At 72.2% G+C, this 18,039-nt stretch carries 15 protein-coding genes; 8 read left to right on the forward strand and 7 right to left on the reverse strand.

The features are described 5' to 3' along the window. Positions 1 to 157 precede the first annotated feature (157 nt). Positions 158 to 2,452, forward strand: a complete 2,295-nt coding sequence (locus EDD40_RS27000) for a hypothetical protein (RefSeq protein ID WP_170184866.1) — start codon at positions 158 to 160, stop codon at positions 2,450 to 2,452. Here the strand turns inward: EDD40_RS27000 and EDD40_RS27005 are convergent. Together EDD40_RS27005 and EDD40_RS27010 are read right to left on the reverse strand one after the other, a co-directional pair. Then, the gene (locus EDD40_RS27005; protein ID WP_123745409.1) at positions 2,389 to 4,047 is read right to left on the reverse strand and encodes a hypothetical protein; all 1,659 of its coding nucleotides are present in this window, start codon (positions 4,045 to 4,047) and stop codon (positions 2,389 to 2,391) included. The two genes, EDD40_RS27000 and EDD40_RS27005, sit on opposite strands and share 64 nt — an antisense overlap. Before the next feature lie 17 nt (positions 4,048 to 4,064). Further along, a complete protein-coding gene (locus EDD40_RS27010) occupies positions 4,065 to 4,607 on the reverse strand; it encodes a YbaB/EbfC family nucleoid-associated protein (protein ID WP_123745410.1) in 543 nt (180 codons plus the stop codon). 373 nt (positions 4,608 to 4,980) lie between these two features. Between EDD40_RS27010 and EDD40_RS27015 the strand changes: the two genes are divergently transcribed. From EDD40_RS27015 to EDD40_RS27040, 6 genes are all read left to right on the forward strand, one after another. Further along, a complete protein-coding gene (locus tag EDD40_RS27015) occupies positions 4,981 to 6,111 on the forward strand; it encodes a BMP family lipoprotein (RefSeq protein ID WP_123745411.1) in 1,131 nt (376 codons plus the stop codon). Between the two features lie 100 nt (positions 6,112 to 6,211). Then, entirely contained in the window at positions 6,212 to 7,774 is a 1,563-nt protein-coding gene (locus EDD40_RS27020) for an ABC transporter ATP-binding protein (RefSeq protein ID WP_123745412.1), read from the forward strand. Continuing rightward, positions 7,774 to 8,844, forward strand: coding sequence for an ABC transporter permease (locus tag EDD40_RS27025; RefSeq protein WP_123745413.1), 1,071 nt, complete (start codon positions 7,774 to 7,776; stop codon positions 8,842 to 8,844). The genes EDD40_RS27020 and EDD40_RS27025 overlap by 1 nt, the downstream gene beginning before the upstream one ends. Positions 8,845 to 8,917: 73 nt before the next feature. Beyond that, a complete protein-coding gene (locus tag EDD40_RS27030; RefSeq protein WP_123745414.1) occupies positions 8,918 to 10,183 on the forward strand; it encodes an ABC transporter permease in 1,266 nt (421 codons plus the stop codon). Beyond that, positions 10,176 to 10,565, forward strand: coding sequence for a cytidine deaminase (locus tag EDD40_RS27035; RefSeq protein WP_123745415.1), 390 nt, complete (start codon positions 10,176 to 10,178; stop codon positions 10,563 to 10,565). The genes EDD40_RS27030 and EDD40_RS27035 overlap by 8 nt, the downstream gene beginning before the upstream one ends. After that, positions 10,562 to 11,836, forward strand: a complete 1,275-nt coding sequence (locus tag EDD40_RS27040; RefSeq protein WP_123745416.1) for a thymidine phosphorylase — start codon at positions 10,562 to 10,564, stop codon at positions 11,834 to 11,836. Before EDD40_RS27035 ends, EDD40_RS27040 begins: the two co-directional genes overlap by 4 nt. Positions 11,837 to 11,968: 132 nt before the next feature. Here the strand turns inward: EDD40_RS27040 and EDD40_RS27045 are convergent, their stop codons facing one another. Then, complete coding sequence (locus EDD40_RS27045) at positions 11,969 to 13,177, reverse strand: apolipoprotein A1/A4/E family protein (RefSeq protein WP_236594526.1); 1,209 nt, start codon at positions 13,175 to 13,177, stop codon at positions 11,969 to 11,971. A gap of 408 nt (positions 13,178 to 13,585) precedes the next feature. On the opposite strand from EDD40_RS27045, the gene EDD40_RS27050 reads away from it, so the two are divergent. Beyond that, complete coding sequence (locus EDD40_RS27050) at positions 13,586 to 14,650, forward strand: adenosine deaminase (protein WP_123745418.1); 1,065 nt, start codon at positions 13,586 to 13,588, stop codon at positions 14,648 to 14,650. A gap of 81 nt (positions 14,651 to 14,731) precedes the next feature. On the opposite strand, the gene EDD40_RS27055 is transcribed toward EDD40_RS27050, so the two are convergent. The 4 genes from EDD40_RS27055 to EDD40_RS27070 all read right to left on the reverse strand — a co-directional run bounded on the left by EDD40_RS27055 (position 14,732) and on the right by EDD40_RS27070 (position 18,031). Then, complete coding sequence (locus EDD40_RS27055) at positions 14,732 to 15,940, reverse strand: primosomal protein (RefSeq protein ID WP_123745419.1); 1,209 nt, start codon at positions 15,938 to 15,940, stop codon at positions 14,732 to 14,734. A gap of 65 nt (positions 15,941 to 16,005) precedes the next feature. Continuing rightward, positions 16,006 to 16,506 carry a YbaB/EbfC family nucleoid-associated protein gene (locus EDD40_RS27060; RefSeq protein ID WP_123745420.1) on the reverse strand — a complete coding sequence of 167 codons (501 nt, stop codon included), beginning with the start codon at positions 16,504 to 16,506 and terminating at the stop codon, positions 16,006 to 16,008. Then, a complete protein-coding gene (locus EDD40_RS27065) occupies positions 16,503 to 16,877 on the reverse strand; it encodes a YbaB/EbfC family nucleoid-associated protein (RefSeq protein WP_123745421.1) in 375 nt (124 codons plus the stop codon). The genes EDD40_RS27060 and EDD40_RS27065 overlap by 4 nt, the downstream gene beginning before the upstream one ends. A 14-nt stretch (positions 16,878 to 16,891) precedes the next feature. After that, positions 16,892 to 18,031: a C40 family peptidase gene (locus EDD40_RS27070; RefSeq protein WP_246037828.1), complete on the reverse strand. Its 1,140-nt coding sequence runs from the start codon at positions 18,029 to 18,031 to the stop codon at positions 16,892 to 16,894. Positions 18,032 to 18,039: the final 8 nt, after the last annotated feature.

The following is an 18,039-nucleotide window of genomic DNA, read 5'->3' on the forward strand; positions in this document are numbered from 1 at the left end:
GCGAGGTGTGGCAGCCGGCGGGGCCGCGACCGGTGGTGCGGTGACCGGCGGGGTTGCGACCGGTGGTGCGGAGACGGGTGGTGGGGTGACGCGAGGTGTGGTGGCCGGGGGTGCGGTGGCAGCCGGGTTGGCTGGCGGAGTGGTGACCGGTGGGGTGGTGACCGTGCTCGGGGCCGGTGGGGCGCTGATGGTCGGCTTCGGCGCGGGAGGTGGTGTGGAAGGGGAAGTGGCCGGGGTCTTGTTGATGTTGCCGTCGCCGGTCGGGGGCTTCGGCGTGTCGAAGACACCCTTGTCCGACCCCACCGGGACCTTGCTCGGGCGGTCCGGTGCCGGGCTCGCGCTCGGAGCCGCCGCGGGTGGCGGCGTGGCGACCGGTGGCGCCGCCGGTGCGCTCACCGGAGGTGTGACCGCCGGGGACGGCTTCGGGCCGGTCGTGGACGGAGCGGTGGTGGACGGACCTGCGGCGGGCGGGGCCGTGGTGGGCGGGGCCGTGGTGGTCGGGGAGCTGTTCGGTGTGCCCGCGGTCGGGGTCGGGGCGGCCACCGCCGGGGTGCTGGGCGCAGGCGTGCTGATCGTCGGCTTCGGCGCGGGTGGCGGTGTGGAGGGCGAGGCGACCGGGGCCTTGGTGATGTTGCCGTCGCCGGTCGGGGGCTTGGGTGCGTCGAAGACGCCCTTGCCGGGTCCGCCGGTGAACTTGCTCGAACGGTCAGACCCGCCCGCGGCACCGGGAGCGCCACCCGGGGCCATCGGGGCGCCGGCCACCGGGGGCACGGCCGGAGCGCTCACCGAGGGTGCGGCACCCGAGGCCGGCTTCGGGCCGGTCGCGGGAGGGGCCGTCGCGGTGCTCGGAGCGCCGCTGCCGGGTACGCCGCTGCCGGGTGCGGTGGTGGTTGGCCCGGTGGTGGTGGGTGCCGAGGCGGTGGGAGTGGCCGGGAGGCCGCCGCCGGGTGCGCTGATGGTCGGCTTCGGCGCGGGTGGCGGCGTGGAGGACGAGCCGGTCGGGGCTTTGGTGATGTTGCCGTCGCCGGTGGGCGGTTTGGGTGCGTCGAAGACGCCCTTGCCGGGTCCGCCGGTGAACTTGCTCGAACGGTCAGACCCGCCCGCCGCACCCGGAGCACCACCCGGGGCCATCGGGGCGCCGGCCATCGGGGGAGGCGTCGCACCGGGCGCGCCGGACAGCGCGCCGCCGATGGTGCGGGCCGCCGTGCTCCCGCCCGGCGTGGTGGCGCCGGTCACCGGGCCTGCGCCCGGCGTCGGGCCGCCCTTGACCGCCGGTCCACCGGACGGCGTCGAACCAGGCGGGGTCACGCCGGGCACGCCACCACCGGGCACACCGCCGCCGGGCACACCGCCGCCGCGCGGGCCACCCGTCGACGCCGGAGCACCCGGAACACCGGAGATCGGCCCCACGGACGGTCCGCCGGTGCCGCGCGGTCCGCCGGGCGGCGTCACGCCGGGCGCGCCGGGCAGGTTCTTGACCGGCCCGACCGCCGGTCCGCCGGGCGACTTGGTCGACCCGCCCGAGTTCGGTCCGGACGCGCCGGGGACGTTCGTGATCGGCCCCACGGACGGTCCGCCGGTGCCGCGCGGTCCGCCCGGCGGCGTCACGCCGGTCGCGCCGGGCAGGTTCTTGATCGGCCCGACCGCGGGCCCGCCGGGCCCCTTGGCCCCACCGGGCGCGGTCGGCCCGGTCGCGCCGGGCAGGTTCTTGACCGGTCCGACCGCGGGCCCGCCCGCGCCCTTCGTGCCGCCGGCGCCGTTCGGGCCGGTCGCACCGGGCACGTTCTTCACCGGCGTGACGGAAGGCCCGCCCGCGCCCTTGGTCCCGCCGGTGCCGTTCGGCCCCGACGCGCCCGGCACGTTGGTCACCGGCGTGACGGAAGGCCCGCCGGGGCCCTTCACCCCGAGCGGTCCGTTGCCGGGCGAGCCGGGTGGCCGCTGGGCGTTCGAGTTCGGGTCGATCTTGGTGAACTGGTCGCGGGCGAACTGGTCGTTCTGCACGTGCGTCTGCATCGTGGCCTTCAAGCCCGACTGCACGTTGCCCATGGCGCTCGACGCGTTGTTCGCCTGCTTCACCGAGGCGTCGTTGGAGCTGTTCAACGCCGGCACGGCGACGATCCCGATCGGACCGAGGGCGTTGGGCGCGAGCTTGAGCCCCTGCAACCCGCCGGAGATGGCCGCCAACCGGGACTGCAGGTCACCGGCGCGCTTCTGCAAGCCGTCCATGGACGACTCGTTCATGCCGAAGCCGGAGTTGCCGGTCGGCCCGCCCGCGGGCGGCGGTGGCGCGGACGGTGGTGGCGACGACGGGTTGCCCGAGGAGCCCGGGGTCGGGTTTGCGTCGACGCCACCACCGCGTGCCATGGCTGGTTCTCCGGAGTTCTTCGATCAGACCTGGACGGAACTTGTTGACGTCTCGCTCGACGAGGGCTGCGCGAACTTCGACTGGTAGGAGTCGTAGCTCGACTTCGCCGCCTCGCCCGCCGACTTCGCGTCGCCCGCCGCCCGCTCGACGTTCGTGCCCGCCTGCTCGGCCTTGCGCGACGCCTCCTCGGCGGCCTTGATGTCGGCCTCGCTGCCGGAGGCGAACGCCTTGGCGTTGGCCTCGGCCGCCGCCGCGTTGGCCGCCGCGAAGTCCACGTTCGCCTGCTCGTACGTGGCGTTCGCCGCCTTCGCCGCGTCGTTCTTGGCCGACATGTCGCTCTCGGCGGACGTGCGCGCCGGGTCGTCCTGGCCCGGGTTGTTGCGCTTGTACTCCTCGTACGCGGCCTTCGCGGCCTCGTCGGAGGGCTTCGCGTCGGTCAGCGCCTGGTTGCTCGCCTTGGCCGCGTCGGCCACGTCGCGGGCTTCCTTCGCCGCCTTCTCCGCCGCCTGGGCCGCCTCGCCGCGCGCCGCGTCCGCCTCGACCTTGGCCGCCTCGTACTTGGCCATCGCCGCGTCCCGGCCCGCCTGGTCACCGCGCGCGGCGGCGGCGTTGGCCTCTTCGACGTACGAGTTGGCCTTGGCGTTGGCCTCGCTCGCCTTCGTGGCCGCCGCGTTCACGTCCTCGTTGGCCTTCTTGGCCTCCTCGGCGGCCTTGGCCTCGTCCTCCTTGGCCTTGCTGTACCGGTCGTTGGCCTCCTCGGCCTTCTTGTTGGCGTCGGTGACCTTGTCGTCCTGCACGTCCTTGGCCAACGCCTTGTCGATCTCGCGGTCGACGCCCTTCTGCGCCTTCCACGACTCGTAGCCGACCTCGGCCACGTCGGCGATGTTCTCGAACCGGTTCCAGCCCTTGCCGACGCTCTCGGTGATGTCGTCGAGGTTCTTGATCCGGCCCATCTGCCTGCCGAGCGCGGCGGTGAGCCGGGCGATCCGGGACGCGATGTTCACGCCCAGCGCCACGGCCTTGCCGACCGCGAAACCGATGTAGGCGGCGATCGACGCGCCGAAGGTGATGACCGCGGTGGCGGCGGCGATCAGCGCGCCCGCCAGCAGCGACCCGAGCAGCTGGGCGATCAGGTCGCGCACGATGTCGCGCAGCACCGACACCAGCACGCCGCAGATGGCGACGATCTTGGCCTTCTGCTCGACGGCGTTGGCCAGCGCGTCCAGCTCCTGGCCCATCGACTCCATGTTCTTCTGGAACGCCTCGGACGACGCGCCGGTCCACCCGTCGAACGTGGCCAGCTCGCGCCGGTGGTCCTCGGCCAGCACGCGCAGCTCGGCGGCCTGCTTCTTGGTCGCCTCGACGTTGGCGTTGATCTCGTCCGGGTCGCCCATGAGCTGGTCGAGCGGTTCCTTCAGGAACGACACGTGCTCGATCAGCCAGCCGATGCCCGCGCCCAGGATCGTGCCGAACGGGTCGACCGCCAGCATGGCCATGGACGACGCCGTGCCGATCGCGGCGAACGTGATGTCCAGCGCCTTCTCGGTCTCGGTCTCCGCGTCCTTGCCGATGGTGGTGATCATCTCGTCCCAGGCCGAGATGAACAGCGAGCCCTTGAACTTGTTCTGCTCGGTGATCTCCATGCCCGGCGGCGAGGCGATCGGGGTGTCGGGGGCGGTCATCGCTCAGGGTCTCCTCGTCACCAGGGCTGGTTGTCGTCGTCCTCGTCGTCACCGGGGCGCGAGGGGCGCGCCGGGCGCGACGGGGTCTGCGGCTGACCGCCGTACGGGGTCTGCGGCTGACCGCTGTACGGGGCCGGGGTCGGGGCGTGGGTCGCCGCCGGGGCCGGCGGCGCGGGCTCGGCCTCGGGCGCGGCGTAGTCGTCACGCTCGTCGTCGTCGACCTCGTCGGTCGGGATGGCGTCGCTGACCATCCGCATGGCCTCGGTGCCCTCGCCGAGCGGCTCGAACGCCGCCATCACCTGCTGCGCGGCCTGCTTCTGCGCGACCTTGGCCGTCTGCATGATCAGGGCGGTGAGGCGGGCGGAGCCGAGCTCGGTCGCCCGGTGGCCGAGCTGGATGTTCAGCAGGCCGCCGTTCGGGCCGACGGTGATGGTCACCGCGCCGTCCGGGCTCGACGCCGTGGCCTGCGAGTTCTCGAAGTTCTCCTGGAGGTCGGCCGACTTCCGCTGGAGATCGGCCAGCTTTGCCTCGAAGTTGTCGAGCCACTGCTGGGGGTCCAAGTCAACCTCCTGGGGGGGATATCGGTGCAGGGTGGAGTGCACCGGAGCCCGCCAACGCCGCTCCAACGCCTCACCAACGGGTCAACCCTGCGGGCCTCCGAACCTCGGTCGGCCCGCGGTCACCGACCGGCCACCTCACCCGGTCCGCGTATTGACACTGAGTAACCGGCTACAACGCGGGGAAGTCGCGCTATCACTACGAGTGGCGGAGTCGCCCGATGGCACCAACGATTAGGTCACGTGCGGACCGGTGCGTGCGCGGGGGTCATTACTACGGGGTACGGTTCGCCACTCGGAAGCCCTGACGGCCCCGCCGTCGGGATTTGTCTGCTCCTAGCCGGAGCAGGGAGGGAGACGAGCCGTGCGTCGTCGAATGCGTGGCCTCGCGGTGGCCGCGATCGCGCTGACCAGCGTTCTCACGATGGCCGCCTGCGCCAAGGACACCGGTGGCAACAACACCGGTACCGGGTCCACCAACACCGCCGAGGGCTGCAAGCTGGCTGACAAGCCGCCGGCCGCCACCGCGACCTCCAGCAGCGCCGCGTCGGGCGAGAAGGTCGACGGCAGCGCGCTCAAGGTGGGCCTGGCCTACGACATCGGCGGTCGGGGCGACGCGTCGTTCAACGACTCCGCGGCGGCGGGCCTGGACAAGGCCAAGGCGGACTTCGGCATCGCCGAGGTCAAGGAGCTGACCGCCGCGCCGAACGAGCCGGAGGACGCCAAGCAGACCCGGCTGCGCCAGCTCGCGAGCGAGGGCTTCAACCCGATCATCGGGGTCGGCTTCGCCTACGCCGAGTCGCTGAAGGTCGTCGCGCCGGAGTTCCCGGCCGTCAAGTTCGCGATCGTCGACGGCGCGGTCGAGGGCGCGGCGAACGTCACGCCGCTGCTGTTCGCCGAGGAGCAGGGCTCCTTCCTGGCCGGCGTCATCGCCGCCTACAAGTCGAAGGCCTGCCACGTGGGCTTCGTCGGCGGTGTGGAGATCCCGCTGATCCAGAAGTTCGACGCGGGCTTCGCCCAGGGCGCCAAGACCGCCGCCCCCGACATCAAGATCGAGAAGAAGTACCTGACCCCGGCCGGCGACTTCACCGGTTTCCAGGACCCGGCCAAGGGCCAGGAGGCCGCGACCGGCCAGGTCGAGGCGGGCGCGGACGTGCTCTACCACGCCGCCGGCGCCTCCGGTAAGGGCGTGTTCTCCGCCGCGAAGTCGGGCAACGCGCTCGCCATCGGCGTCGACTCCGACCAGTACAACCAGAAGACGGTCGAGGAGTCCAAGGACGTCATCGTCTCGTCCATGCTCAAGCGGGTCGACGTCGCGGTGTACGACTTCGTCAAGGCGGTCGCCCAGAACGACCTGGCGAGCCTGCCGAAGGTGTTCGACCTGTCCGTGGACGGCGTCGGCTACTCCACCTCCGGCGGCAAGATCGACGACAACCTGAAGGCGGTCCTCGAGGGCTACAAGGCCCAGATCATCGAGGGCAAGATCAAGGTCGAGTCCACGCCGTAACGACACCACCCGGCCTCCGGCGCACTGGGCCCTGCGAGCACCCTCGCGGGGCCCAGTGCGTGGTTAACCCCGGCGCAGCCGGAGATCAGACGGAGCTTCCATGAGCGTCACAACCCCTGCCGTCGTCCTGTCGGGCATCACCAAGCGCTTCCCGGGTGTCGTCGCCAACAGCGACGTCCACCTCAGCGTGCAGGTCGGCGAGGTGCACGCGCTGTGCGGCGAGAACGGCGCCGGCAAGTCCACCCTGATGAAGATCCTGTACGGGATGCAGCAGCCCGACGAGGGCACCATCGAGGTGGCGGGCGAGCAGGTCCGGTTCCGCACCCCCGCCGACGCGATCAAGGCCGGCATCGGCATGGTGCACCAGCACTTCATGCTCGCCGACAACCTGACCGTGCAGGAGAACGTCGTCCTCGGCGCGGAATCGCTGCACGGCATCGGCGGCAGGGCGCGCAAGCGGATCCTGGAGCTGGCCGAGGCCACCGGCCTGACCGTCGACCCCGGCGTGCTCGTCGAACGCCTCGGCGTGGCCGACCGGCAGCGGGTCGAGATCCTCAAGGTGCTCTACCGGGGCGCCAAGGTCATCATCCTGGACGAGCCGACCGCGGTGCTCGTGCCGCAGGAGGTGGACGAGCTGTTCGCCACCCTGCGCGGCATGCAGCGGCAGGGGTTCACGTTCCTGTTCATCTCGCACAAGCTCGACGAGGTCCGCTCGATCGCCGACTCCGTCACGATCATCCGCCGCGGCACCACCGTCGGCACCGCCGACCCGAAGGCCGTCAGCTCGCGCCAGCTGGCCGAGATGATGGTCGGCAGCGAGCTGCCCAGCCCGGAGACGCGCGAGTCGACCGTCACCGACCGCGTCGTGCTCCAGGTGGAGAACCTGGGCCTGGTCGCGGCGGAGGGCACCCGGCCCGTGCTCGACGACATCGACCTGGTCGTGCGCGCGGGCGAGATCGTCGGCATCGCGGGAGTCGAGGGCAACGGGCAGACCGAGCTGGTCGAGACGATCATGGGCATGCGCAAGGCGCACCACGGCCGGGTGCTGCTCGGCGACCGCGACCTCACCAGGCTCGGCACGCTCGCCCGCCGCGAAGCGGGCATCGGCTACATCCCCGAGGACCGGCACCGCCAGGGCCTGCTGCTCACCCAGCCGCTGTGGGCCAACCGCATCCTCGGCCACCAGACCCGCCGCCCCGTGTCGAAGGGCCAGTGGCTCGACCTCGCGGGCGCGAAGCAGGACACCGAGCGCATCGTCGAGGACTTCGACGTGCGGACGCCGGGCATCGACGTGGCCGCCGTCGCGCTGTCCGGCGGCAACCAGCAGAAGCTCGTGGTCGGCCGTGAGCTGTCCGGCGACCCCGTGCTGCTCATCGCGTCGCACCCCACGCGCGGCGTCGACGTCGGCGCGCAGGCCTTGATCTGGGACGAGATCCGCGCCGCCCGCGCCCGCGGCCTCGCCGTGCTGCTGATCTCGGCGGACCTGGACGAGCTGATCGGCCTGTCCGACACCATCCGGGTGATGCTGCGCGGCCGGCTCGTCGCGGACGCCGACCCGGCCACGGTCACCCCGGAAGACCTCGGCAGCGCCATGACCGGCGCGGGCACCGGCGCCACGAGCGCCGCCGCCGCCGACCAGGCGTCGGAATCGGAAGGCGAGTAATGGGAATCTTGCGCGGCAAACTGCTGCCGCCCGTGCTGGCGATCCTGTTCTCCGCCCTGCTGTGCGGTATCGCGCTGGTCGTGTCCGGCGCGAACCCGCTGCGGGCGTTCGGGGCGATGTTCGCGCAGGTCGGCGAGGGCACCACGGCCGTCGACATCGTCAACAGCACCGGCACCTACTACATCGCGGCGCTGGCGGTGGCGATCGGGTTCCAGATGAACCTGTTCAACATCGGCGTCGAGGGCCAGTACCGGGTCGCGGCGGTCGTCGCGGCCGTGGTCGGCGGCTCGATCGCCCTGCCACCCGGCCTGCACGCCCTGGTGATCATCCTGACGGCCGCCGTCGCGGGCGCGCTGTGGGCCGCGATCCCGGCGATCCTCAAGGTGACGCGCGGTGTCAACGAGGTCATCTCCACGATCATGATGAACGGCCTGGCGCTCGGCCTGGCCGCGTACCTGATCGGCGCGGACGTGTTCGGCGAGCTGCGCGGCAACAACATCCGCACGCCGGAGATCCCGGAGAGCGGCTGGGTGCCCGGCATCCCGCTCGGCTCGTCCGGCACCGTGTTCGGCCTGGTGTTCCTGGCCGCGCTGCTGGGCATCGGCTACTGGGTGATGATGAACCGCACCCGGTTCGGCTTCGAGCTGCGGGCCTCGGGCGAGTCGTCCACGGCCGCCGCCGCGGGTGGCGTGAACGCCAAGAAGATGGTGCTGATCGCCATGCTGCTCTCGGGCGGCATCGCGGGCCTCGTCTCCATGCCGGAGATCCTGGGCCGCGACCACACCTACAACTTGAACTTCCCGGCGGGCATCGGCTTCTCCGGCATCGCGATCGCGCTGCTCGGGCGCAACCACCCCGGCGGCATCGCGTTCGGCGCGCTGCTGTGGGCGTTCCTGGACAAGTCGGGCCTGGCGCTGGACAACGTGGGCGTGCCCCGCGAGATCGTGACGATCATGCAAGGGGCGATCGTGCTGTCGGTCGTCGTCGCGTACGAGGTGGTCCGCCGGTTCGAACTGGCCGCGCAGCAGCGGCAGGTCGGCCGGCAGCTCGGAACGGTGGATGCGGCATGAGCGAGTTTGCGAGCGAATCGTTGGACACCGCGCACAGTGCTCTTGCGCCGACGAGCGCAGGCGAGGTGGCGGCATGAGCACTTCCTTGATGAACCCGTCCGAGGCCCCTTCCACCGTCCCGCCGCCGCGCAAGGCGCGGCGGATCCCCGGCTGGGCCGTCGGCGCGCTGGGCGTGGCGGGCGCGGTCGTGCTGCTGTCCACCACGTCGTACCTGACGGGTGTGCCGCAGCTGACGTCCACCGGCACCATCCAGACCGCGGTGCGGTTGGCGCTGCCGATCCTCCTGGCGGCCCTCGGCGGCCTGTGGGCGGAACGCGCGGGCGTGGTGAACATCGGCCTCGAAGGCATGATGATCATGGGCACGTGGGGTGCGGCGTGGGCCGGCTACCAGTGGGGCCCGTGGGCGGCGCTGGTGTCGGCGGCCGTGTTCGGCGCGCTGGGCGGTCTCCTGCACGCCATCGCCACGGTGACGTTCGGGGTCAACCACATCGTGTCCGGTGTGGCGATCAACCTGCTCGGCGCGGGCCTGACCAAGTACCTCTCCACGCTGATCTTCTTCCCGCTGTCGAACAACCCGCGCGAGTCGCCCGCCGTGCCGAAGTTCGACACCTACTCCGCGTCCGGGCTGTCCGAGTGGCTGGGCGAGCTCGAGGCGCAGCAGCGAGTGGGCCTGTCCGACGTCGCCGGCATCCTGCGCGGCCTCGTCACCGGCGTGTCCCCGTTGACCATGCTGGCGATCCTGCTGGTGATCGGCAGCTACCTGGTGCTGTGGCGGACCCGGTTCGGCCTGCGGCTGCGGTCGTGCGGCGAGAACCCGGTGGCCGCGGAGTCCCTCGGCGTCAACGTCTACCTCTACAAGTACGTCGCGGTGATCTCCTCGGGCGCGCTCGCCGGCATCGGCGGCGCGGCCCTCGTGCTCAACCCCGGCCAACCCGGCTACCTCGAGGGCCAGACCAACGGCCGCGGGTTCATCGGCCTCGCCGCGATGATCTTCGGCAACTGGCGGCCCGGCGGCCTGCTCGGCGGCGCGGCCCTGTTCGGCTACGCCGACGGGTTGCAGCTGCGGTCGGGCGGCAAGACGTTCCTCGCGCTGATCTACGGCGCGGTGCTGCTGCTCGTGGTGATCGTCATCTGGCAGCTGGTCCGCCGCCGCTGGTTCGCCGCCGCGTTCGGCATCCTGGCCGCCGGCCTGCTCTACGCCGTGTACTACTCGGTGGACGAGGTGCCGAGCGAGCTGACCACCTACGCGCCCCACCTGGTGACGCTGGTCGTCCTCGCGGTCGCCTCCCAGCGATTGCGCATGCCCGCGGCGGACGGGGTGGTGTACCGCCGTGGTTGACCTCGACTGGGACGTCCTGCGGACCCGTGCCGTCGAGGCCGCGCAGTCCGCCTACTGCCCCTACTCCGGGCTCCAGGTGGGCGCGGCGGCCCTGTGCGACGACGGCCGTATCGTGGTCGGCTGCAACGTGGAGAACGCCGCCTACGGCGTGGGCCTGTGCGCCGAGTGCACGTTGGCTGGCCAGTTCGTGCTCAGCGGCGGCGGCAAGCTCGTCGCCCTCGCGTGCCGCAGCGGCACGGGTGAGCTGCTGATGCCGTGCGGCCGGTGCCGTCAGGTGATCTACGAGCTGGGCGGCGCGCCGTGCCTGATCGACACCCCGTCCGGGGTGCTGCCGATGAGCAGGGTGCTGCCCGACGCGTTCGGCCCGGAGGACCTGCCATGACCCACACCGCTGTCGACGTGATCCGGGCCAAGCGCGACGGCGACCGCCTGACCGACGCCCAGATCGACTGGGTCGTGGACGCCTACACCCGGGGCGTGGTGGCCGACGAGCAGATGTCGGCGCTGGCCATGGCGATCTTCCTGAACGGCATGGATTCCGCCGAGACCGCCCGGTGGACCCACGCCATGATCAACTCCGGGGAGAAGCTGACGCTGGACGTCGGCCGCCCCACCGTGGACAAGCACTCCACGGGCGGGGTGGGCGACAAGATCACCCTGCCCCTCGCGCCCCTGGTCGCCGCCTGCGGCGCCGCCGTGCCCCAGCTCTCCGGCCGCGGCCTCGGCCACACCGGCGGCACGCTCGACAAGCTCGAAGCCATCCCCGGCTGGCGGGCGCAGCTCTCGGTCGACGAGGTCGTCGCGCAACTGCGCTCGGTGGGCGCCGTCATCTGCGCCGCGACCTCCGGCCTCGCCCCGGCCGACAAGAAGCTGTACGCGCTGCGCGACGTGACCGGGACCGTCGAGGCGATCCCGCTGATCGCCTCGTCCATCATGTCGAAGAAGATCGCCGAGGGCGCCGAGGCGCTGGTCCTGGACGTCAAGGTCGGCTCCGGCGCGTTCATGAAGTCCCTCGACCAGGCCCGTGCGCTGGCCACGGCGCTGGTGTCGATCGGCGTCGACCACGGACTGCGCGTGTCGGCCCTGCTGACCGACATGTCCGTGCCACTGGGCCGTGCCGTGGGCAACGCGGTCGAGGTCGCCGAGTCGATCGAGGTCCTGCGCGGCGGCGGCCCGTCCGACGTCGTGGACCTGACCGTCGCCCTGGCCGAGGAGATGCTGTCCCGCGCGGGCATCTCCGCGTCACCGCGCGAGGTCCTGGCCTCCGGCGAGGCCTACGAGACGTGGGCCAGGATGATCAGGGCCCAGGGCGGCGACCCGGACGCCCCGCTCCCGCTCGCCCGCCACGAGCACGTCGTCACGGCACCTGCGGACGGCTACCTGACCAAGCTGGACGCCTACGCCGTGGGCGTCGCGGCCTGGCGCCTGGGCGCCGGCCGCGCCCGCAAGGAGGACCCGGTCCAACCGGGCGCCGGCATCCTGTGCCTGGCCAAGCCGGGCGACCGGCTGGCCGAGGGCCAACCGCTCCTGCTGCTGCGCACCGACACCCCGGACGCCATCCCCGCCGCCCTGGACTCGCTGTCCGGCGGCTACGACATCGGTCCCGCCGCACCTGCCGCGACACCCCTGATCATCGACACGATCCGGGGCTGAGCGCCGCACGACGACAAGGCCCGGACCCGCGTCAAGCGGACCGGGCCTTGTCAGCGCCGACGACCGAGCGCGCCACGCACGAGACGAGGCCCGGTCCGCTCGATGCGGACCGGGCCTCGTCGGGCAGCACGGTCAGGCGCCCTCGGCGGTCAGGTCGTCGTCGTCCAGGTTCCGGTTCTCGCCGGGCTTGGTCCCGTTCTTCCGGGTCCGCCGCTGGGGCCGCGGCAGGGCGGTGGGCGGCGGGGGCGGGGTCGGGGAGCCGCCGCCGAGGATCAGCTCGGCGAAGGTCGCCATCGCCTCGTCCAGCTGGCCGCCGATGCGCAGCTCCGACTCCTGGTTGCTCTTGCGCACCAGGCCTGCCAGCGAGTCGGCGTCGGGCCGGGTCGACAGCGTGCCCTCGACCTTGGCGATGCCCTGCTCCACCACGCCGGACAGCTCGCCGAGCCGCGACGCGAAGTCGTCCTCCACCGAGTCGAGCCGGGTCGCCATGGTGTCGAGCCGGGACGTCACCTGCTCCAGGCGCTGCGCCAGCGCCTCCAGCCGGTCCGTCGCGTCGACCTGGTCGCGCGTCTCGTCCAGCGCCGCGTGCAGCGCCTCGCGGGCCTCGTCCAGCTTGCCCGTCATCGTGCTGCGCGTGTCCGCCAACGACGCCACGAGCGACTCGCGCGTCTCGGTCAACGACGCGTGCAGCCCGTCCCGGGTGCTGGTGAGGTTGTCCCGGGCCTCGTCCAGCTTGCCGTTCAGGCCGTTCGCCGACTCCGTGACGGACCGCTGCAACGCCTCGCGCGTGCCGTCGAGGTGCTCGTGCACGCCCTCGTCGACCTCGTCCAGGCGACCGCGCAGCGCGGCCTCCAACGCCTCGATCCGCTCCCGCAACGGCCCGGTCACCGCGCCCGGCACCTGCTCGACCTTGCCGTCCTGCTTGTCCAGGTGGCCGTCGAGGTCGTCGAGGCGCTTGTGGATGTGGGAGAGCTTGTCCTCCAGGCCGTCCATCCGCCCGGCGACACCCTCGAACCGGCCCGTCACCCCGTCGAGCCGACCGTCGAGCTGCGCGAACGGCTTGGCGAGCTTGTCGACCAGGCCCTCGACGGCCCGGCCGATGCCCTGCACCGCGTTGTCCTGCGCCTCCAGCTTGGCCAGCGCCTCGTCCAGCCGCTCGGCCAGCACGCTGACCTCGGTCCGGTCGGGCAGCTCGGACAGGCGCTTGCGAACGGAACCCAGCGACTCGAGCGGGGACATCCGCGCGTGGATCTCGTCCAGTGCGTCGAAGATCTGCTGCTGTTCGCTCTCACGGATCTCCGCGGCGCGCGTGAGCATGTTGCGCATCCGATCGAAGGACATCGTGGAGTTGTTGTTCTCGTTCACGGCTCGGGTGCCTTCGTCCAGGGGAGGGGAGACCTCCGGGAGCCTAACCAGGTTGGGGCGGTGGGCAGTAGCGCCCCCCGACCGGGACCGCCTGGATCGACCTAGCGTGTACTCCGTTGGAGTGACCGTCGCCGACCTTACCCCAAGGTAACCGGCAGCGTGCTTGTGACTGCTCCCGGTAAGCATCCGCCGTGTGAGTGACTAAAGCCCGGTCAGCGGTAGCGGAAAGTTCTGCATCACGAGTGCACAACAGGTTCAGTGCAGCGAAAGCGGCACCTGATCGAGTGGTTATGAACACACCCGGTAACGCCGGGGTGATCATACCGGTTGATGATCAACGCGGACCGGAACGACACGGCGTGTCACCGGTATACGGTGACGCCCATGCCGACCCCGCTGACCCAGGAAGACCTTCGCCGCGCGCCGAAGGTGCTCCTGCACGACCACCTCGACGGTGGCCTCCGCCCGCAGACGGTGATCGAACTCGCCGAGGCCTGCGGCCACCAGGGCTTGCCCACCACGGACCCGGTCGCGCTGGGCGCGTGGTTCCGCGACAACGCCAACTCCGGCTCGCTGGTCCGCTACCTGGAGGGCTTCGCGCACACGTGCGGCGTCATGCAGGACGAGTCCTCGCTGGTGCGCGTCGCCTCCGAGGCCGTGCAGGACCTCGCCGCCGACGGTGTCGTCTACGCCGAGATCCGCTACGCGCCCGAGCTGTTCACCGACAAGGGCCTGAGCATGGAGCAGGCGGTCGAGGCGGTGCAGGAGGGCTTCCGCCAGGGCGAGGCCGCGTCCGGCGGCCGCATCAGGGTCGGCACGCTGCTGTGCGCGATGCGCCAGAACGACGGCTGGCAGCGCATCGCCGACCTGGTCGTCCGCTACCGGGACGCGGGCGTCGTCGGCTTCGACATCGCGGGCCCCGAGGCCGGGTTCCCGCCGAGCAAGGAGCTGTCCGCGTTCGAGTACCTGCGGCAGCAGAACGCGCACTTCACCATCCACGCGGCCGAGGCCTCCGGCGCGGAGTCGGCGTGGGAGGCCGTGCAGCTCGCGGGCGCGGAGCGGCTGGGCCACGGCGTGCGGCTGGCCGAGGACATCCAGGGCGACGAGGTCGGCCTGCTGGCCGCCTACGTGCGCGACCGGCGCATCGCGCTGGAGATGTGCCCGACGTCGAACGTGCACACCGGCGCGGTGGCGTCGCTGGCCGAGCACCCGATCAAGCGGATGGCCGACCTCGGCTTCCGGGTCACCGTGAACACCGACAACCGCCTGATGAGCGACGTGTCGATGACCGGCGAGTTCGCCACCGTGGTCGAGCAGTTCGGCTTCGGCTGGGAGGACCTGCGCAAGTTCACCGTCAACGCCGCCAAGGCCGCGTTCATCTCGCACGACGAGCGCCGCGCGCTGATCCAGGACGTGATCGAGCCGGCGTACGCCGCGCTGGCCAAGTAACGCGGACCGCACGAAGCAGAGGTCGCGGGCTCCGATGGCTGCCCGCGACCTCTGCTGCTCAGCACCGCTCTTCAGCGTGCTCTAGTGCACCTTGAGCCGGTCCTCGAACGCCGCCACGAGCGTCCGCCACGCCACCTGCTCGTCGTCGAACGGCGCGCTGGGCGCCAGTCGCGTCGGGTCCGGCTTGAGCACGTAGGACACCAGCCACCCCAGCCGCTCGGACTGGTTCAACGCCACCTTCACGGTGTCGTCGTTGGCCCACTCGCCCGCGTCCTCCAGCAGTTCGACCACGAGGTCGAGCTGCGTCGGGTCGATCGCGTCCGGGCCGTCGGCGATGTCCTCGTCCAGGCCGGTGAGCACGTAGACGTTGTCCGGGTCGACCTCGACGTCCAGGTCGCCGCCGGTGGCCTTGGTGACCAGCTCGCCCCAGGTCGACACCTCGGCCAGGTCGTTGTCGTCGGCCTCGACGATGAACCGGGCCAGCGCGCGCGGCGAGCCGAACACGTCGATGCGGCCCTTGCGGCCGAGGAAGACCGGGTGGTCGTCCAGGTAGCAGCGCAGCGTGTAGTACTCGCCCGCACCACTGATGATCTTGATCGGATCGATGCCGACCTCGCCCCAGAAGCCGACCGGCTCGTCGCCGTCCTCTTCGTCCTCGTCCGCGGCGGCCGCCGCGGCGGCGTTGGCCTCCTCGAACTCGGCCAGTTCGTCCTGCGCGGCCTTGAGCGCGGTCTCGTCGACCTCCGGCGTGGCCACGACCTCGTCGATCGCGTCCAGCACCTCGTCCCACTTCTCCGCGACGACCTCGGAGATCTCGGTCCACAACGCCTGACCCTCGCGGCCGGTGAACGGCAGCGTGCCCTGCGGGAGCAGCGCGAAGCCCTCCGCCGAGTCGAGGATCTCGTGCACCTTCTCCAGCTCGCAGACGTCCGCCAGCGACCGCACGATGGAGATCACGTCGGCGAGCTCGCCGATGACCCAGGTGTCGGGCTCCTCGGAGACCAGCTCGGGCACGCCGACCAGGTCGAACTGGTGGTTGTCGTCCGGCGACAGCTCACCGACCGACAGCGCGGGCACGACGTGCCACGCCGGGTGGTCGGTCAGGTCGTGCTCTTCGGCCTTGCGCACGAACGCCGCCAAGTGCGCGGCATCGGGGAACGCGTACAGGTCCTCCTCGTGGCCGAGGAAGGCTTCCCACTCCTCGCCCTCTTCCCGCCAGCGCGGGGCCCACAGGGTGACGACATCACCCTGGGTGAGCCCCAGCTCGATCGGGACGATGTCCTGTGCCATCCGACCTCCCGGTCACGCCATGCCCCTTTGCGATGCGGGGGCAAGAGTACGGGGTCGATCACGCGCTACTGCCGTTGACCACGGAAAGGGTCCGCGAAGTAGTCGTCGTCGTCCGTTTCCTCCGGTTGGGGACGGGCCGCGGGACGGCTCCCGACCTGCCCGGCCCACGGCGGCGCGGTGGGCCGGGCAGTCCTCGACCGGGGCGCCGCCGGTGGCGTGACCTGCGGTTCGGCGGGCACGGGCGGGATCTGCGCCGTCCGCAGCGGCGGCGGACCGGCGAACGCCTCCACCGCCATCGCCAGGCCGTCGCCCAACGACTTCGCCAACTCGTTGTAGCTCTTCTGCACCGCCGCGTCCGTCGCCAGCCGCGCCGTCTCCACGACCAGCCTGCCGACCGCGTCCGGACCCTGCGCCAACGCGTTCGGGTGCAGGTCGAGCGCCTTGAGCTCACCCGACGCGGTCGCCGTGGCGCGGGCCAGCCGGGTGGGGTGCTCGGCGCTGCCCGTGGTGCGGGCCAGCACTTCGGTCAGGCCTTCGGCCGCCGCGAGCCGTTGTTCCTGCGTCACCGGGACTCCCCCAGGTGCGCGCCGTCGAACCCGTCGTCGTCCGGACCGCGTTCGAAGCCGATCTCGGCCAACGCCCGCACCGCCGCCGGGTCGGCCACGCGCTCCAGCGCCCGGTGCACGCGCGACGCCGCGTCACGGGACGCCCGCGCCGACACGCGCAGGATCTCGTCCGCCAACGCCCGCGGTCCCATGTTCAACGCCGACGGCGAGACCCGCACCTCCTGCGGCGGTCCGCCGGGCGTCGCGACGACCGTGACCGCGCCGTCGGGTGACGACGCCCGGCCGCGCACCGGACCGGTGCGCGCCACGTGCTCGGCGACCCGCCGGCCGGTGTCGGCGACCCGCTGGGCCGCCCGCTGCGTCTCGTCCACGTCCTCAGCCCATCTCAGCCGGTCGGTCGGTAGAAGCCCATGAAGCCCATGCCGCTGTTGCTCGTGCGGATCGGGTTGACCTGCACCGGGTCGCCCGCCTCCACCATCTGCCCGTTGCCGATGACCATGGCCACGTGCCCGTCCCACACCACCAGGTCGCCGGGCAGCAGCTGGTCGGCCGGCACGGACGCGCCCATCGCCTGCGACGACGCGGGGCGCGGGATGTCGAACCCGGCGCCGCCGTACGCCCACTGGGTCAGGCCGCTGCAGTCCGTGCCCTGGGGCGGGTTCGCGCCGCCCCACACGTAGGGGGTGCCCAGGGCGGACAACGCGTTGCGCACGGCGCGGGCCGCGGTCTCGTTGGGCGCTTCGGCGGAGCTGCCGTCCGGCAGGTTCACGCCGACGCCGGTGCCGGGCTGCGGCGGGATGGCCACCGGCAGGCGCGGCCCGGTGGGACCTCCGCCGCCTCCGCCGCCGCTGCCTCCGCCGGACCCACCGCCCGGACCGCCGCCGGACCCGCTTCCCGACCCGCTGTCGGAGCCACCGTGGGAGCCGCCGTTGGACGAAGAGGACGGCCCGCCGGTGTCGCCCGCCGACGACGTCGACGTCGTGCCGCCGCTCTCCACGCCCAGCGGGTCGCCGATCCCGGCGAAGTCCGGGTGCGGCAAGCCGCGCAGCTGCGTGACGACGTCGGTCAGCTGCGTGCGGACCTTCGCCAGCTCCTGACCGGTCTTGCCCTCGTAGTCGCGGGCCTTCGCGGTGACCTCCGCCGCCACCGCGAGCACCGCGCCGACGCCGCCGAACGCGCCCGCCGCGACCGCCGCCGCCAGCCGGGGCCACGCCCAGCCGGTGAACTCGTCGATCAGGCCCTGGATCGCGGACTTGCCGGAGGTCACCGCGTCCACCGCCGCGGTGGCGGCCTGCCGGGTGGTCGTCGCGTTGCGCGCCAACGCGCCGACGCCACCGGAGAACGCGGCGACGCGCGTCTGGAACGCGTTCGCCTTCTCGCCGTACCACTCGCTCATCGCGGCGTTCGCCGCGCCCGTGTGCCTGCCGTCGAGCTCGGTCAGCGCCGAGGACGCCCGGCCGAACGACTCGGCCGCGGCCGTCGCACCACCGGTGTCGCCCTCCAGCTTGGCCAAGTGGTCCTTCATCGGCTGGA

The organism is Saccharothrix texasensis (genome assembly GCF_003752005.1).
GTDB lineage: Bacteria > Actinomycetota > Actinomycetes > Mycobacteriales > Pseudonocardiaceae > Actinosynnema > Actinosynnema texasense.

Coding starts and splice junctions, on each gene's coding strand:
- EDD40_RS27055 (WP_123745419.1), bottom strand. CDS start 15,940: ATGGCACAGGACATCGTCCCGATCGAGCTGGGGCTCACCCAGGGTGAT.
- EDD40_RS27025 (WP_123745413.1), top strand. CDS start 7,774: ATGGGAATCTTGCGCGGCAAACTGCTGCCGCCCGTGCTGGCGATCCTG.
- EDD40_RS27040 (WP_123745416.1), top strand. CDS start 10,562: ATGACCCACACCGCTGTCGACGTGATCCGGGCCAAGCGCGACGGCGAC.
- EDD40_RS27050 (WP_123745418.1), top strand. CDS start 13,586: ATGCCGACCCCGCTGACCCAGGAAGACCTTCGCCGCGCGCCGAAGGTG.
- EDD40_RS27070 (WP_246037828.1), bottom strand. CDS start 18,031: ATGAAGGACCACTTGGCCAAGCTGGAGGGCGACACCGGTGGTGCGACG.
- EDD40_RS27045 (WP_236594526.1), bottom strand. CDS start 13,177: ATGTCCTTCGATCGGATGCGCAACATGCTCACGCGCGCCGCGGAGATC.
- EDD40_RS27015 (WP_123745411.1), top strand. CDS start 4,981: ATGCGTGGCCTCGCGGTGGCCGCGATCGCGCTGACCAGCGTTCTCACG.
- EDD40_RS27030 (WP_123745414.1), top strand. CDS start 8,918: ATGAGCACTTCCTTGATGAACCCGTCCGAGGCCCCTTCCACCGTCCCG.
- EDD40_RS27020 (WP_123745412.1), top strand. CDS start 6,212: ATGAGCGTCACAACCCCTGCCGTCGTCCTGTCGGGCATCACCAAGCGC.
- EDD40_RS27005 (WP_123745409.1), bottom strand. CDS start 4,047: ATGACCGCCCCCGACACCCCGATCGCCTCGCCGCCGGGCATGGAGATC.